Below are 14,898 nucleotides of genomic sequence, written 5' to 3'. Positions count from 1 at the left end.
ACCACAACACTCTATTACGAAATTAGTAGTAGAGCTGTTGTGGTCTTTTTGCGTATCTTAAGACTAATTTTAGGGGGAGTGTTCTAAATGGAAAAATCATTTTCAAGTATGCACCGTTTAAATATTCTAAAAGAAATGGGCAATCAAGAACTAGATCTTCTAGTAATCGGGGGTGGGATTACTGGTGCTGGTATCGCTCTAGATGCCCAAGTTCGAGGAATTAAGACAGGGCTAATAGAAATGCAAGATTTTGGTGCAGGTACATCGAGCCGTTCTACAAAATTGGTTCATGGTGGATTACGTTACTTGAAGCAGTTTGAAGTCAAGTTAGTTGCTGAAGTAGGAAAAGAACGGGCCATCGTATATGAAAATGCACCACATGTTACAACGCCAGAGTGGATGCTTTTACCAATGGTTGAAGGCGGTACGTTCGGGAAGTTAGCTACGTCTTTTGGATTAAAAGTGTATGATTTTTTAGCAGGAGTTAGAAAATCTGAACGTCGCTATATGCTAAATAAACAACAAACAATGGATAAAGAGCCATTGCTTCGTAAAGATAAGCTTAAGGGTGGCGGAGTATATGTAGAATACAAAACTGACGATGCAAGGCTTACGTTAGAAATCATGAAAGAAGCTGTGGCACGAGGTGTTTTAGCGGTAAACTATGCAAAAGCTGATGAGTTTATTTACGAGAATAAAAAGATTGTAGGCGTTAAGGTCGTTGATCAATTTACAAAAGAAGTAATTGAGATACGAGCAAAAAAAATTGTTAATGCTGCTGGTCCTTGGGTAGATACATTACGCGAAAAAGATAATTCAAAAAAAGGGAAGTATTTACACTTAACAAAAGGTGTTCATTTAGTAATTGATGAGTCTCGTTTCCCGTTAAAGCAAGCAGTTTATTTTGACACTGAAAAGGATGGCAGGATGTGCTTTGCTATTCCACGCGATGGAAAAACATATGTAGGCACAACTGATACGTACTATAAAGATGACATTACCCATCCACGAATGACTGTGGCTGATCGTGATTATATTATTGAAGCAGTAAATTACATGTTCCCTGACGTTAAGCTAACAGTTAAAGATATTGAATCTTGTTGGACGGGATTGCGCCCATTAATCCACGAAGAAGGAAAGAGTGCTTCAGAGATTTCTAGGAAAGATGAGATATTCTTTTCTGATAGTGGCCTTATTTCTATTGCCGGTGGGAAGTTAACTGGTTATCGCAAAATGGCAGAAAGAATTGTTGGTATTGTCGGGGAAGACTTAGGGATTGTTAAACCTTGTACAACGGATAAAATTAGGTTATCAGGAGGGGACATTGGTGGCTCTGAAAACCTTCCTAAGTTTATAGAAAGAAAAACAAATGAAGGGATACAGCTAGGTTTATCTGAAAAAGAGGCTCTTAAACTTACAAAACTTTATGGTACGAACGTAAATAAAGTGTATGAAATTATTCGTACAAAGGGAGATCAAGCAAAACAGTACAACCTAACTGTAGAGGTATTTGCTGCTCTTGTCTACGGAATTAAAGAAGAAATGGTAGCCACGCCTGTGGACTTCTTTAACCGTCGTACTAGCGCTATCTTCTTTAATATTGATTGGGTTCGAAAATGGAAAGAGCCAGTATTACTTTATATGAAACAGCGCTTTAACTGGACAATTGAAGAAGTAAATGCTCATAGATATAGTGTAGAACTAGAGATTGAACATGCAACAATACCAGTCGATGAAATTATTAATCTATCGAGAAAAAATGCTATTTAAGTTGTTATTTATTTAGGTGTACTCCTTTGGGGGTCACACACCAATGAAAGTTCACTTTCACCAACACGGATGTAAATATGATCTACAGACAAATATCGTAAAAAGTTTTTATTATTTGGATTCAGCACTAATGGATATATATAATTAAAACGCATAACTTAATAAAGTTCCCCTTCAAAATCAATCATTCTGAAGGGGATTTTCTTATAACTGTAGAAATTTTAATCAAAATGTCGAAGAAATAGTATTATTTTCTTGGTGATTTATTGATAAAATGTTTGATGTAGCAAAAAACTTTCAAAGAAGTGAGGGCTTTTAATAATGGATTGGAAAAGAACGTATGAAACTTGGGTTAATTATGAAAACTTAGACAGCGAATTAAAAGACCAATTAATGCAAATGGTTGGAAACGATCATTTAATAGAAGAATCTTTCTATAAGAATTTAGAGTTTGGTACAGGTGGAATGAGAGGGGAAATTGGTCCTGGTACGAATAGGATGAACGTTTATACAATTCGTAAAGCTGCTGAAGGACTAGCACAATACATAAAAGAACACGGCGAAATAGCAATGGGAAAGGGAGTAGCAATTGCCTACGATAATCGTTTCATGTCACAGGAATTTGCACTAGAATCTGCCTTAACACTTGGGAAGCATGGAATAAAAACATATTTATTTAAGCAATTGCGACCAACCCCAGAACTATCTTTTGCTGTACGTTATTTACAAGCCTTTTCTGGGATTGTTATTACAGCGAGTCATAATCCACCTGAATATAATGGTTTTAAAGTGTACGGCGAAGATGGAGCACAATTAACGCCTGATGCGGCCCAACTATTAGTTGATAAAGTAAATGAAGTTGAAAATGAACTCCTCATTGATGTTGCAGACCACGAAACGATGCTAGCTAGTGGCCAATTAGTGATGATAGAAGAGGAAGTAGATAATGCATATGTTGAAAAATTAAAGACTGTTGTCGTCAATAAGAGAGTAGTCGAAAATTATGGTAATGAAGTAAAAATTGTTTTTACACCATTGCATGGTACAGCAACGTTACCAGTGGAGCGGGCCTTCGAAGCAGTGGGCTTTAAGAATTTCCACATTATTAAAGAACAGGCCGTACCAGATCCGAATTTTTCTACAGTAGCATCACCTAATCCAGAAGAACATGCCGCATTTGAAATGGCTATTAAATATGGGGAAAAACTAGATGCAGACGTTTTAATTGCAACCGACCCTGATGCTGATAGAGTCGGAGTTGCAGTTAAAAATGATAAAGGTCAATATGTCGTTCTTACTGGAAATCAAACAGGAGCGTTAATGGCTGAATACTTACTTTCACAAAAGCAGGCAACAGGTACGTTACCTGAAAATGGAGTTATCATAAAAACAATCGTAACTTCTGAACTAGGAAGAGTTATTGCAAATGCTTATGGATTATCGGCAATTGATACGCTAACAGGATTTAAGTTTATAGGTGAAAAAATAAAAGAGTTCGAAGCAACTGGTGAAAATACGTTTTTATTTGGATATGAAGAAAGCTATGGCTATTTAGTAAAAGATTTTGCGAGAGATAAAGATGCGATTCAAGCTGTATTATTGGCTGCAGAGTTAACGGCGTTTTACAAATCACAAAATAAAACGATGTACGAAGGTTTAATCGAATTATTTGATAAATATGGCTATTACTTGGAAGGTTTACATTCACTTACCTTAAAAGGAAAAACTGGTATCGAAAAGATGAATCAAATGATTGCAGGGTTTAGAGAAAATCCACCAAAAGAATTTGCAGGGTTGAAAGTTATAGCTGTAGAGGATTATTTAACGAGAGAACGTGCGATTGTAAAAGATGGAGTTATTGAAGACATTGCACTGCCAAAATCAAATGTACTTAAGTTTATTCTAGAAGGTAACTCATGGATTTGCGTCCGTCCTTCAGGAACCGAACCGAAAATTAAATTTTATTTTGGTACAACAAGTACTTCACTTGAAGCTAGCGAAAAGCAACTAGAAGAATTAAAAGCATCGATAATGGAAAAGATTGGATTAGAAAATTAAACGGTTGAAAAAATCACAAAATATTCATATTTCCCGTTGTATTTTATTGGGATTAAATTTTATAATATAATCTAGCACATAGACTAATCTATGTGCTTTTCTAATGAAGGAAAACAACCCTTAATAAAACTCCTGTGAGAATAGTCACATTACTTTATGATAAAGTATTATAAAATGTAAGTTGTTAAGTACTAACTATCAATTTATTAAAAGGTGGGTGTAAAATGCATTCCCAATATATATTAAAATGTTCTATTGAAAGTAAAAGAAGAGATATGTATGAGGCTGCAAACCAATATGGTATGAATGCGGAAATAACGATTAGACATAGTAAAGAATTGGACGAGCTCCTAAATAATTACTTGAGATTGGATATTGATAAAGAAAAAAAGGTAGAACATTATTTTTCTTACAAAAACTTTTTTGTCTAGAAATGTTGACAAAAGACAGAATAGCTGATAATATTTATTCTTGTGACTGACATTTATTTTCAGAGAAATATTGGTTACAAAATACGGAGGAATACCCAAGTCTGGCTGAAGGGATCGGTCTTGAAAACCGACAGGCGGGTTAAACCGCGCGGGGGTTCGAATCCCTCTTCCTCCTCCATATATAACTGGACCCGTGGTGTAGCGGTTAACATGCCTGCCTGTCACGCAGGAGATCGCCGGTTCGATCCCGGTCGGGTCCGCCATTTGGCTCGGTAGCTCAGTCGGTAGAGCAGAGGACTGAAAATCCTCGTGTCGGCGGTTCGATTCCGTCCCGAGCCACCATTTTAAAATTTTATACTATGAAAGTCCGTTTTTTGAATATGCCGGGGTGGTGGAATTGGCAGACACACAGGACTTAAAATCCTGCGGTAGGTGACTATCGTGCCGGTTCAAGTCCGGCCCTCGGTACTCTCTAAACTTGGCAATTAGCCAAGTTTTTCTAACCTTAACAACATGCGCTCTTAGCTCAGCTACGAGCAAAGCATCATTGAAAAGTCTACGAGTTGTTTCGACGCAGCAAGCTACGAAGCGTTACTAGTAGAGGAAGAAACAGGATTTCTGCGAAGCTTGGCATCGTCCGTAAGCTACGTGAATAATCATCTTTGAATACACAACATGCGCTCTTAGCTCAGCTGGATAGAGCATGGCACTTCTAATGCCAGGGTCGGGAGTTCGAATCTCTCAGGGCGCGCCATTTAAACTAAATTCATAAATTATAGAGAACTAACATTTTGTTAGTTCTCTTTTATTCGTCCAAAACACTTTGAATTGCAATATATCAACATAACACTATGGAAATACAGTTAAGAACAAAAAAGGAACTTTTTGTAAAACGTATTTACAATGGTCAAACCAAGTTATAAAATTACGCGTGATAATGATTATCAATATTATCTTGGGGGTTATCACATGGTCTTAGCTAATGTAAATAAAGGTGAAAAAGTAACAATTAAAGACTTATCAGAAATTGATCACCTCATAAAAAGAAGACTACTAGACATGGGGATTTTTGAAGGAACGGAAGTTAATGTTCTAAGCAAGATGCCTTTTGGTGGTCCTATTATGATTGAGAGCAATGGAAATCGAATTGCAATTAGGAAAATTGATTTAAATAGAATCGAAGTGGAGTATTAAGATGAAGAAAATCGCGCTAATTGGAAATCCAAACACAGGAAAAACTTCGCTATTCAATCAGCTCACAACATCGTATGCTTATGTTGGAAATTGGAGTGGTGTAACAGTAGAGAAGAAGGTTGGAAAATTAAAAAAACAACAAGGAGAATTAATTGACTTACCCGGTTTATATACACTTAACCCACTAACAGAGGACGAGGCGGTCGTTTCTAATTTCTTACTAAACGATTCGTATACTACGATTTTAAACATAGTTGACGCATCCCAACTGCTGCGTAATTTGCATTTAACAATTCAATTGCTTGAGCTTGGTAAACCAGTCATTATTGGTTTAAATATGACGGATGTAGCAGAACAATACGGGACAACAATAAATGCAAGCCAATTATCAAAAAAGTTGAATTTACCTGTTGTTCCCATTGTTGCACGAACGGGGAAAGGTTGTTTAGAGCTAGGTGAGCAACTATCAAGCACTAGCAATGAAGTTTCGCATAAGTTCAATCTTTCATATGGAGCAATCATAGAAAAAGCCATTACGCACTTAGAAGTTTTATTGAATGATAAAACATCCCTTTCAAAGCGTTGGTTAGCCATTCAATTTTTCGAAGGGAACTCCTACGTATATAAGTACCTTCAGAACATTGTACCAAAACAAACATTAGATGAGATTTACGCAGAAGTAGAAAAAACTATAAAGGAAACGGAAGGTGTTTTCCTACACCATTATATTTATCGCAAAAGAAATGACTTTATTAGCGCACTATTAAAAGATGTCGAAGAAAAAAGCCAAACCGAAAAGAAAACTCTAACTGAGAAAATAGATAAGATCGTCACCAATCGTTTTTTAGGAATACCAATTTTTCTTCTTACGATGTTTTTAGTATTTATGCTTACGTTTGATTGGCTTGGTTTCCCATTATCAGACCTATTAGACGAATTCCTGTCTGGACCATTTACAGATTGGACGATTGCTTTTCTAACACTTATTAGCGCAACTCCTTTTATTGAAGCATTAATAATTGATGGGATTATCGCCGGAGTTGGTGGAGTATTAGTGTTCATCCCACAAATTTTTATTATGTACATATTCATTTCCTTTTTAGAAGACTCTGGATATATGGCAAGAGTAGCCTTGGTCATGGATCGATTTATGGAAAAAATCGGCTTGAATGGAAAAGCCTTTATTCCAATGATCATTGGCTTTGGTTGTAACGTTCCAGGTGTTATGGCGGCTAGAACGATCGAGCAACCAAGAGAACGTTTATTGACGATTATTTTAATGCCACTTATGTCATGCTCAGCACGACTACCAGTTTATGCGTTATTTGCAGCAGCATTCTTTGTGAAAAATCAAGCTCTTGTTGTTTTTTCACTCTATTTTTTAGGGATAACAATTGCACTTATTTTAGCTAAAGTTTTCACATCAACACTATTAAAAAATGAATCATCTATTTTTGTAATCGAGCTTCCACCATATCGCCTTCCACACTGGGGCACACTTACTAGAAGTGTTTGGGATAAAGGACAAGGATTCTTGAAAAAAGCAGGAACAATCATTTTTGCCGGTTCGGTCTTTATATGGCTACTCACTTATTTAGGGCCAGGTGGTGTAGACGTGGAAATGAATGATAGCTTTCTAGCATTAATTGGTGGTACTATTGCTCCACTATTACAGCCATTAGGCTTTGGTACTTGGCAAGCAGGAGCAGCATTACTTACTGGATTTATGGCTAAGGAAGTCGTTGTTTCTACTATGAACATTATTTATTATGCTCCAGATGTAGAATCATTACAGGCATTGATGACATCCCATTATACGGCCTTATCAGCGTATAGTTTTATGGCATTTATTCTCCTATACATTCCTTGCATGGCGACGGTCGCAACGATTAAAAAAGAAACAGGATCAACCAAATGGACAGTTGTTTCTATTGTATATGCGCTTATTCTCGCGTATGGATTGTCATTCCTTATTTATCAAATTGGAAGCTTGTTAGGCTATTAAAGGAGTTGTAAATAATGATTGCAAGTATCATTATAGGGATTGTTATTTTTTCTTACGCTGCTTGGTCTCTTTATAAGTTCATAAAAAAGTCAAAAGCAGGAAAATGTTCAGGGTGTAGTGAAGGTACAAGTTGCTCTGTTTCTGAATGCAACGATAAAAAATAATTAAGAAGAGGCTGTCCCATAAGTGTTAGAACACCTCGAATACTATAGATAGAAGTGTATGTTTGTACAGAACCTATTTATAGCAGGCGAGGTGACTGATACTTTACTTTTGGGACAGCCTTTTTCTGCGGAAAATTTCGGTCGAGTTCTATCGTTCCCCTCTATACAGCGAAGCAAAAGAAATTCGACCGATATTTCCATATAGGTTGAGATCGGAAAATCATGAATGTTTTGTATGAAGATTGTTTTTGAATGTAACTAAATGAGGCTGGTTTTCTTTGAATGAGCCACTAAGATTTAAGAGAGGGTTACAGCGGTAAAAAGGAGATTTAGAATTGCAGCAGTATGTTAGTTGTCGTTTTTGGTTATTTTTGTAAAATACTATATTTTTAGCATAACACTATGCATATGTTGCAAATATAGTAAGCATACTAAACATGCAATATATTCATAGTGAGGTGGATTAATTGAAGAATGAAGAGCTCGATTCCATTTTTATTGGAATTGATGTAGGTTCAACTACAGTCAAAGCAACAGTTGTTAATCCTACGACAAAAAAAATCTTATGGTCGGATTATCAGCGTCATCATACGAAACAAGCAGAAATGGTTTTAGAGTTTTTAGTTCGAATTGGAAATGAATTTTCCTACATCAAAAGAGATGATATTCGCGTTTTTATTACTGGCTCCGGTGGTGGCCCAATTGCAGAGCATATAGGAGCAAAATTTGTTCAAGAAGTTAATGCAGTAACGATGACTGTAGAAGAACTCCACCCCGACGTGGGTAGTGTAATCGAGTTAGGTGGACAAGATGCGAAAATCATCATTTTCAAAGAAAATGAGGAGACTGGAGATAAGCAAGCGATTACGTCGATGAATGACAAATGTGCTTCTGGAACAGGCGCAACGATTGATAAATGTATGATTAAGGTCGGTCTTCCTGAAAACGAAGTTGCAAGGCTACAATTCGATGACACGAAACTTCATCATGTAGCAGCCAAATGCGGTGTTTTTGCAGAAACGGATATTGTTAACTTAGTAAAAAGTAGTATTCCCGCTTCGGAAATTATGTGTTCTCTTGCAGATGCAATTGTTATGCAAAACTTATCGGTCTTAACAAGAGGAAATACGTTACGACACAAAGTGCTATTGCTTGGCGGACCTAATACATATTTACCTTTCCTACAACAATGCTGGCGTAAGCGAATTCCGCAAGGATGGGAGGAAAGAGGCTACGAGTATCCGAAAGATGTACCAATTGAAGAGCTAATTTTTATTCCAGAAAACGCTCAGTACTATGCTGCCTTTGGAGCGGTCATGTATGGGATGTATGAGCCAGCTGAAGTTGGTGTTTTTAAAGGGATAGAAGCTTTAAAATCATTTATCACTCATGGCCGCAAAGCCAAACTAGGTGAAAAAGCTGGGTCTCCTCTAGTAAAAAGTGAAGAAGAGTTAGAGGAGTTTCGGATCCAATATAGCATTCCGAAGTTTACACCAGTTGAATTTAAAGCAGGTCAACACATTCAAGCTGTTATCGGGCTAGATGGTGGTTCTACTTCTTCAAAAGCTGTATTAGTAGATATGGACGGCAATATTTTACTTAAGGAATACCAACTATCAAAAGGAAATCCAATTCAAGATACACGTGAGTTATTAGGAAAAATTCGTGACAAGATTCATGAAAGTGGTGCAAAGCTTGAAGTAATGGGCTTTGGAGCTACTGGCTATGCAGCAGATGTTCTCGAGAAAACGTTAAATGCAGATGTTAACATTGTTGAGACAGTCGCCCATATGATGAGTGCTGTTCACTTTTTCGGAGATATAGATGTCATTTGTGATATTGGTGGCCAGGACATTAAAGTTCTATTTTTAAAAAATGGCGACATTCGCAATTTCCGTTTATCCAACCAATGTTCTGCAGGAAATGGGATGCTTCTCCAAGCGATGGCAGATCAATTCGGTATACCAATTCAAGAGTACGCAGATGCAGCTTTTCGAGCTGATTTATCACCGAAATTCTCTTATGGCTGTGCTGTATTCTTAGATTCTGATCGGGTCAACTTTCAAAAGGAAGGCTATGCAAAGGAAGAGTTACTAGCTGGACTAGCTCTTGTATTACCGAAAAATGTTTGGCAATACGTTGTCCAAGTTCCCCGAATGGCTGAACTAGGACGAAAGTTTGTCCTTCAAGGCGGAACGCAGCATAATCTAGCAGCAGTGAAAGCACAAGTAGATTACATTAAAGAACGTGTACCAGATGCAGAGGTTTTTGTTCATCCACATACAGGTGAAGCAGGAGCGATTGGTGCAGCGATGGAAACAATTCGTGTTGTTAAGCGTAAAGGTCATACAACCTTCCTTGGCTTAGACTCTGCGATTGGAATGTCATACGAATCTCGAAACGACGAGTCTACCCGTTGTAACTTTTGTCCGAACCTTTGTAGTCGAACATTTATCGACACAAAGACTCCAGAAGGTCAAACAGCGCGTTATATTTCAGGGTTTAGCTGTGAAAAAGGGACAGTGGAAGATAAAGATGCGTTAATAGCACTAACAAAACATCGTAACCAATTAAAAAAACATTACCCTAATTTAGTTGATTATGAGGCGAAGAAAATGTTCAAACATTTTTATGATCAGCAGCCTCTGCCTTCTCGGGACACAATCATTGATGATGTAAAGGTAAAATCTACTCTTTTAGGTTTCGGGACGAAAAAGATTAAGTATCAAAGAGGATTTCAACGTTCCTCGCTTGAGGCAATTGAACATCGCAAACAATTACGTATTGGTATTCCAAAGGTTTTAAATATCTGGTCAACAGCTCCATTTTGGCGAACATATTTTGAGACGTTAGGAATACCTGAAAAAAGTGTTGTCTTTAGTGATAATACAAGTGAAGAGATGTGGCAAGCTGGTGGAAAGTATGGCTCAATTGATCCATGTTACCCTTCAAAGGTGGCACAGGCTCATATCCACAATTTACTTTTTAAACATCATAAAGAAGAAAAGCCGTTACATGCGGTATTCTTTCCGTGTATTACGCATGTTGATTCACACATGAAAAACGTCATTGATTCAGCTAGTTGCCCAATCGTTGCAGGGGCACCAAATGTAATTAAGGCAGCCTTTACAAAAGAGACCGACTTTTTCAAGGAACGAGATATCCAATATTTTGATCCAGCCGTAACTTTTACTGAACCAAATTTATTAAAAAAGCAAATGTTTGAAGCATTTCAAGCTTTCTTACAAATCACGGAAGACGAAAGTGATTTTGCCGTAGATGAAGCGTGGCAAGCGATGAAGCTTTTTGAGGAAGAGATGCAGCAAAAAGGTAAGGATATTTTAGAGCAAGTTGAAGCTGAGAACCGGGTGGCTATTTTAATGATCGGCAGACCTTATCATTCTGATCCTGGCTTAAATCATGGAGTGTTAGATGAATTTCAAGTGCTAGGCTATCCGATCTTATCAATGCGTTCGATCCCGAAAGACGAAGCGTGGTTACGAAGATTTTTCAAAGATGATATCGAGAGTGGCAAAGTTGATTATGCTTTAGACGTTACTGATGTATGGCCAGAGAACTTTAGCTCCAATAGTGTTCAAAAGGTTTGGGCAGCTAAGTTTGCGGCTCGCCACCCACATGTGGCAGTTCTAGACCTTTCGAGCTTCAAGTGCGGCCATGACGCTCCGACCTATGGCTTAATTGATTCCGTTATTTCAGCTGCTGGAACGCCATATTCTGCACTTCATGATATTGATGCTAACAAGCCAAGTGGATCAATAAAAATTCGCGTAAAAACGTATGCACATAGTTTAAGTCTTAACGAAGAGCGTCTCCAAGACTTAGCGCGCAAAAAGGAAGAGTTAGAAAAACTAATCGCCAAAAAACGAAAATCTTTGGAACGCAATGAAATGCTAAAGGAAATCGACCAAATTTCTAGTCGAGCTCAGGGCTAAAGGAGGAATTGATATGGATAAAGTTGCTGATAAGTTTGAACAAGAATTACGACGTTACCGTGAGGAGCAAGAAGCAAAATTAGGGCTAAATGAACCGAAACAACAATGGTTCGACCCTGTACCAAGACAATTTTTTGCCAAAGACAAAGCTGCAACTACGATTTTATTTGGTGGCTTAACGATGGCTCATGACTACTTAATTTCTGGTGGATTAAAAGGGATTGGCTATAATGTTGCTCATCTTGACTGTCCAGATACAGACGCATTGCGATTTGGAAAAGAGTTTGGAAATCGTGGTCAATGTAATCCGACGTATTTTACAGTTGGTAATTTAATTAAGCATTTAACGCATTTACGGGATATTGAAGGAAAAACAAAGGATGAAATTGTCAAAAATTACTTATTTGTCACGAGTGGTTCTTGTGGCCCTTGTCGATTTGGAACATATGTAACCGAGTACCGTAAAGCGTTACGAGATGCAGGCTTTGATGGTTTTCGCGTCCTTTTGTTTCAACAACAAAGTGGCTTAAAGCAGGCTACTGGAGAAGAATCAGCATTAAAGCTAGACAGTTCCTTTTTCATGACATTTCTTAAAGGTGTATTAATCGGCGACATTTTAAATGCGATTGGCTACCGAATTCGTCCTTATGAAGTTATTGTTGGGGCAACGGATGAAGCTTTAGAACGATGTAAAAAGTTGCTCTATGATACCTTTAGTGAAAGAAAATCAATTATTGCAGCTTTATACCGCTGCCGAAAAATTTTAGCAACTGTAAAAGTTGATCGAACAATCGCAAAACCAAAAGTTAGCATCATCGGAGAATTTTGGGCAATGACAACAGAAGGTGACGGGAATTATCAGCTACAGAAGTTTCTAGAGAGCGAGGGTGCTGAAGTTGAAGTTCAATCACTGACAGCGTGGATTTTGTTCTTAATTTGGGAAGGGCGATACGATACGAAAAAACGCATGCAGCTTCGTAACGATGACGAAGGACGCTTCGGACTAAAAGGAAAAAACCCGATGAAACGTCTAGCAATGCTAAAGGCAGCCGACCTAACAGTCAGAGCATGGTTTCAAGCATATGCAAAAATTATCGGTTTGTACGATTACCATTTACCGGATATGGATGAAGTCGCTGCAGTTGCTAATAAACATTATAACAATCAACTCCGCGGTGGCGAAGGGCATATGGAAGTTGGAAAACTAATTTTAAATGTCATGAAAAAGAAGGTTAATATGACAATCTCAGTAAAGCCCTTTGGCTGCATGCCATCATCTGGAGTTTCAGATGGTGTCCAATCTTTAATTACCGAAAGATATCCAGAGGCAATCTTCCTACCAATTGAAACGACCGGCGATGGTGCTGTTAATGTCTATAGCCGTATTCAAATGATGCTGTTTAAAGCAAAACAAGCAGCGCAAAATGAATTTAAGGATGCCTTAGCAGAAAAAGGCTTAAGTGAAGAAGTGTTGCGTCAATTACAAACAAATAAAACGACACATCCATTAGCGACAAGTACACATGTAGTTGGCTGTACTGCAGCAAATATGGTTTATGGCGTGAACAAGGCCTTTAAACGTTTCTCTTTTAGAAAAACAAAACTAGAGGGAGTCAATTAATAAATTGGGACACTCATATCAACCATGATTCCTTACTCGATTGCATTTTCTATCATTTGGGTTATTATGTTAATCGCTTGGATGACATTAGGAATTGACTTAGGTGCAGGGTCGCCAATTTATTATCCGAATAATTAATTGGTCAGATGCTTCATCATTTAAAAATGGCAACTAGCTGAAGGTTCTTCTTTAGCTTGTTGCCATTTCTTTTGATTACATTAGGTTAGTCCTTCTCTCTCTGTTTGACGATCATTCTCACACCGCGCTTTGGTCTAAGTGTGATAAGTGGTTGTGGTTTTACTACGTGGTGATCAGCAGTTAGTTCTAACTGATAGTTTTGCGCTATACATGCTAACACAAGTACCATTTCCATCAGTGAAAAATGGTTTCCGATACAAACTCTAGGTCCGCCTCCAAAAGGAAAATAGGCATATGTGGGAATTGTCTTTATAAATTCGTTCTCAAATCGTTCGGGTAAAAATAAGTGTGGTTGGTTAAAGAACATTTCGTTACGGTGCATCACATATTGACTCATGACCACCATTTCACCTTTGTTTAAATAATAATCTCCAATTTCTACGTCTTGATCGACTTGTCGACCAATGATATAAGCTGGGGGATATAACCGAAGCGATTCCCTAACAATATTTTGAGTATAATTGAGGTTCGTAAAATGATTGGCTGAAGGCCGATCATTACCTATGACGGTATTTAACTCATAATGGAGTTTCTTTTCAACTTCAGGATGTTGAGCAAGCAAGTATAAAGTCCAAGTAAGAGCATTTGCCGTTGTTTCGTGACCAGCAAGAAATATCGTCATTAGTTCATCCCTAAGTTGCTTGTCGCTCATGCCTAGTCCATCGTCTTCATCTTTGGCATCCATTAAAATACCAAGCAAATCTTCATGCTTTTCTATACCTTGTTTGCGCTTATTGATAATGTCATAAAGAACACCATCAAGTGTTTGAATGGCTTTATTTAAGTTACGGTTGTTTTTCGTAGGAACCCACATTGGGAACTTTACAATCGATCTCATTCTCTTAATCCCAAGCTTCATAACCGCTTCCATCGGTTCTCCAATTACGTTAGATCCTTCGTCAAACTCCATGCTAAACATTGTCTTGCTAATAATTCCTAATGTTATGTTCATCATATCATCAGAAATGGAGCGAATTTCATTGTCACGCCATTTAGTCAGATACTGAAGCGTTGTCTTGATCATGTCTTCTCCATAATTTGTGATATGTGACCTTTTAAAGGACGGTTGTATAAGTTTACGCTGGCGTTTATGAAAAGTTTTTTCGCTAGTCAGAAGACCTTCACCGACGACTGTTTTTAGTGTTTGGATATCTTTTGATTTTACAAACGACTTGTGCTTCGTTACAAGTACTTCCTTTATTAATTCAGGATCATTAATTAGATAGATTTTTTGAAACGGTCCAAGCCGAAATTGGACAAAATCACCGTATTCATTTGTAAGCTCAGTAAGAAAGCCGAGTGGGTCAGCCTGAAATTCCTTTAAGTTACCAGTCAATAGCTGCCCTTTTGGACCAGGAGGTGAAGATAATGAGTCACGCATAATTGTCGCCTCCTCCGTAGTTTGTTTAAAATAATTCTTTTCATTTTATGCAAGCGTAGATAGATTTCTTGGACGAGTGTAGCGAAATTCAATAAGTGGACTTATGCCCTTTTGTTCCAAAGT

Annotated in this window: 9 protein-coding genes, 5 tRNA genes and 1 pseudogene; 14 read left to right on the top strand and 1 reads right to left on the bottom strand. The window is 37.7% G+C overall.

What is annotated here, in order from left to right; translation table 11 throughout:
* Window positions 1-87 precede the first annotated feature (87 nt).
* The 14 genes and pseudogenes from ACK4M9_RS01165 to ACK4M9_RS01100 form a co-directional block, all read left to right on the top strand.
* Entirely contained in the window at window positions 88-1,770 is a 1,683-nt protein-coding gene (locus ACK4M9_RS01165) for a glycerol-3-phosphate dehydrogenase/oxidase (protein WP_409846942.1), read from the top strand.
* Window positions 1,771-2,091: 321 nt separating this feature from the next.
* Complete coding sequence (locus ACK4M9_RS01160; RefSeq protein WP_409846941.1) at window positions 2,092-3,828, top strand: phospho-sugar mutase; 1,737 nt, start codon at window positions 2,092-2,094, stop codon at window positions 3,826-3,828.
* 224 nt (window positions 3,829-4,052) lie between these two features.
* Window positions 4,053-4,259 (top strand): aspartyl-phosphate phosphatase Spo0E family protein, encoded by a 207-nt coding sequence (locus tag ACK4M9_RS01155; RefSeq protein ID WP_409846940.1) that lies wholly within the window; start codon window positions 4,053-4,055, stop codon window positions 4,257-4,259.
* An 85-nt stretch (window positions 4,260-4,344) separates the two neighbouring features.
* Window positions 4,345-4,437: transfer RNA gene (locus ACK4M9_RS01150), tRNA-Ser, on the top strand.
* Between the two features lie 9 nt (window positions 4,438-4,446).
* Window positions 4,447-4,522 (top strand) — tRNA-Asp (locus ACK4M9_RS01145).
* A 3-nt stretch (window positions 4,523-4,525) separates the two neighbouring features.
* Window positions 4,526-4,601 (top strand) — tRNA-Phe (locus ACK4M9_RS01140).
* A 40-nt stretch (window positions 4,602-4,641) separates the two neighbouring features.
* Window positions 4,642-4,727 (top strand) — tRNA-Leu (locus ACK4M9_RS01135).
* Window positions 4,728-4,936: 209 nt separating this feature from the next.
* Window positions 4,937-5,013: transfer RNA gene (locus tag ACK4M9_RS01130), tRNA-Arg, on the top strand.
* Window positions 5,014-5,228: 215 nt separating this feature from the next.
* Window positions 5,229-5,453 (top strand): FeoA family protein, encoded by a 225-nt coding sequence (locus tag ACK4M9_RS01125; protein ID WP_409846938.1) that lies wholly within the window; start codon window positions 5,229-5,231, stop codon window positions 5,451-5,453.
* A gap of 1 nt (window position 5,454) precedes the next feature.
* Entirely contained in the window at window positions 5,455-7,458 is a 2,004-nt protein-coding gene (feoB, locus tag ACK4M9_RS01120; protein WP_409846937.1) for a ferrous iron transport protein B, read from the top strand.
* A 14-nt stretch (window positions 7,459-7,472) separates the two neighbouring features.
* Window positions 7,473-7,622, top strand: coding sequence for a FeoB-associated Cys-rich membrane protein (locus tag ACK4M9_RS01115; protein WP_409846935.1), 150 nt, complete (start codon window positions 7,473-7,475; stop codon window positions 7,620-7,622).
* Between the two features lie 467 nt (window positions 7,623-8,089).
* On the top strand, window positions 8,090-11,575 hold the full coding sequence (locus tag ACK4M9_RS01110; protein WP_409846933.1) for a BadF/BadG/BcrA/BcrD ATPase family protein: 3,486 nt from the start codon (window positions 8,090-8,092) through the stop codon (window positions 11,573-11,575).
* Between the two features lie 13 nt (window positions 11,576-11,588).
* Complete coding sequence (locus ACK4M9_RS01105) at window positions 11,589-13,196, top strand: 2-hydroxyglutaryl-CoA dehydratase (protein WP_409846931.1); 1,608 nt, start codon at window positions 11,589-11,591, stop codon at window positions 13,194-13,196.
* Window positions 13,197-13,199: 3 nt separating this feature from the next.
* A pseudogene (locus ACK4M9_RS01100) lies at window positions 13,200-13,334 on the top strand (AbgT family transporter); the annotation flags it as partial.
* Window positions 13,335-13,419: 85 nt separating this feature from the next.
* Here ACK4M9_RS01100 and ACK4M9_RS01095 read toward each other — a convergent pair.
* Entirely contained in the window at window positions 13,420-14,775 is a 1,356-nt protein-coding gene (locus tag ACK4M9_RS01095) for a cytochrome P450 (RefSeq protein ID WP_409846929.1), read from the bottom strand.
* Window positions 14,776-14,898 lie beyond the last annotated feature (123 nt).

The organism is Anaerobacillus sp. (assembly GCF_046314235.1).
GTDB lineage: Bacteria > Bacillota > Bacilli > Bacillales > Anaerobacillaceae > Anaerobacillus.
The sequence above is the reverse complement of the archived record's forward strand: the minus strand, read 5'-3'. Positions and strand labels throughout refer to the sequence as shown.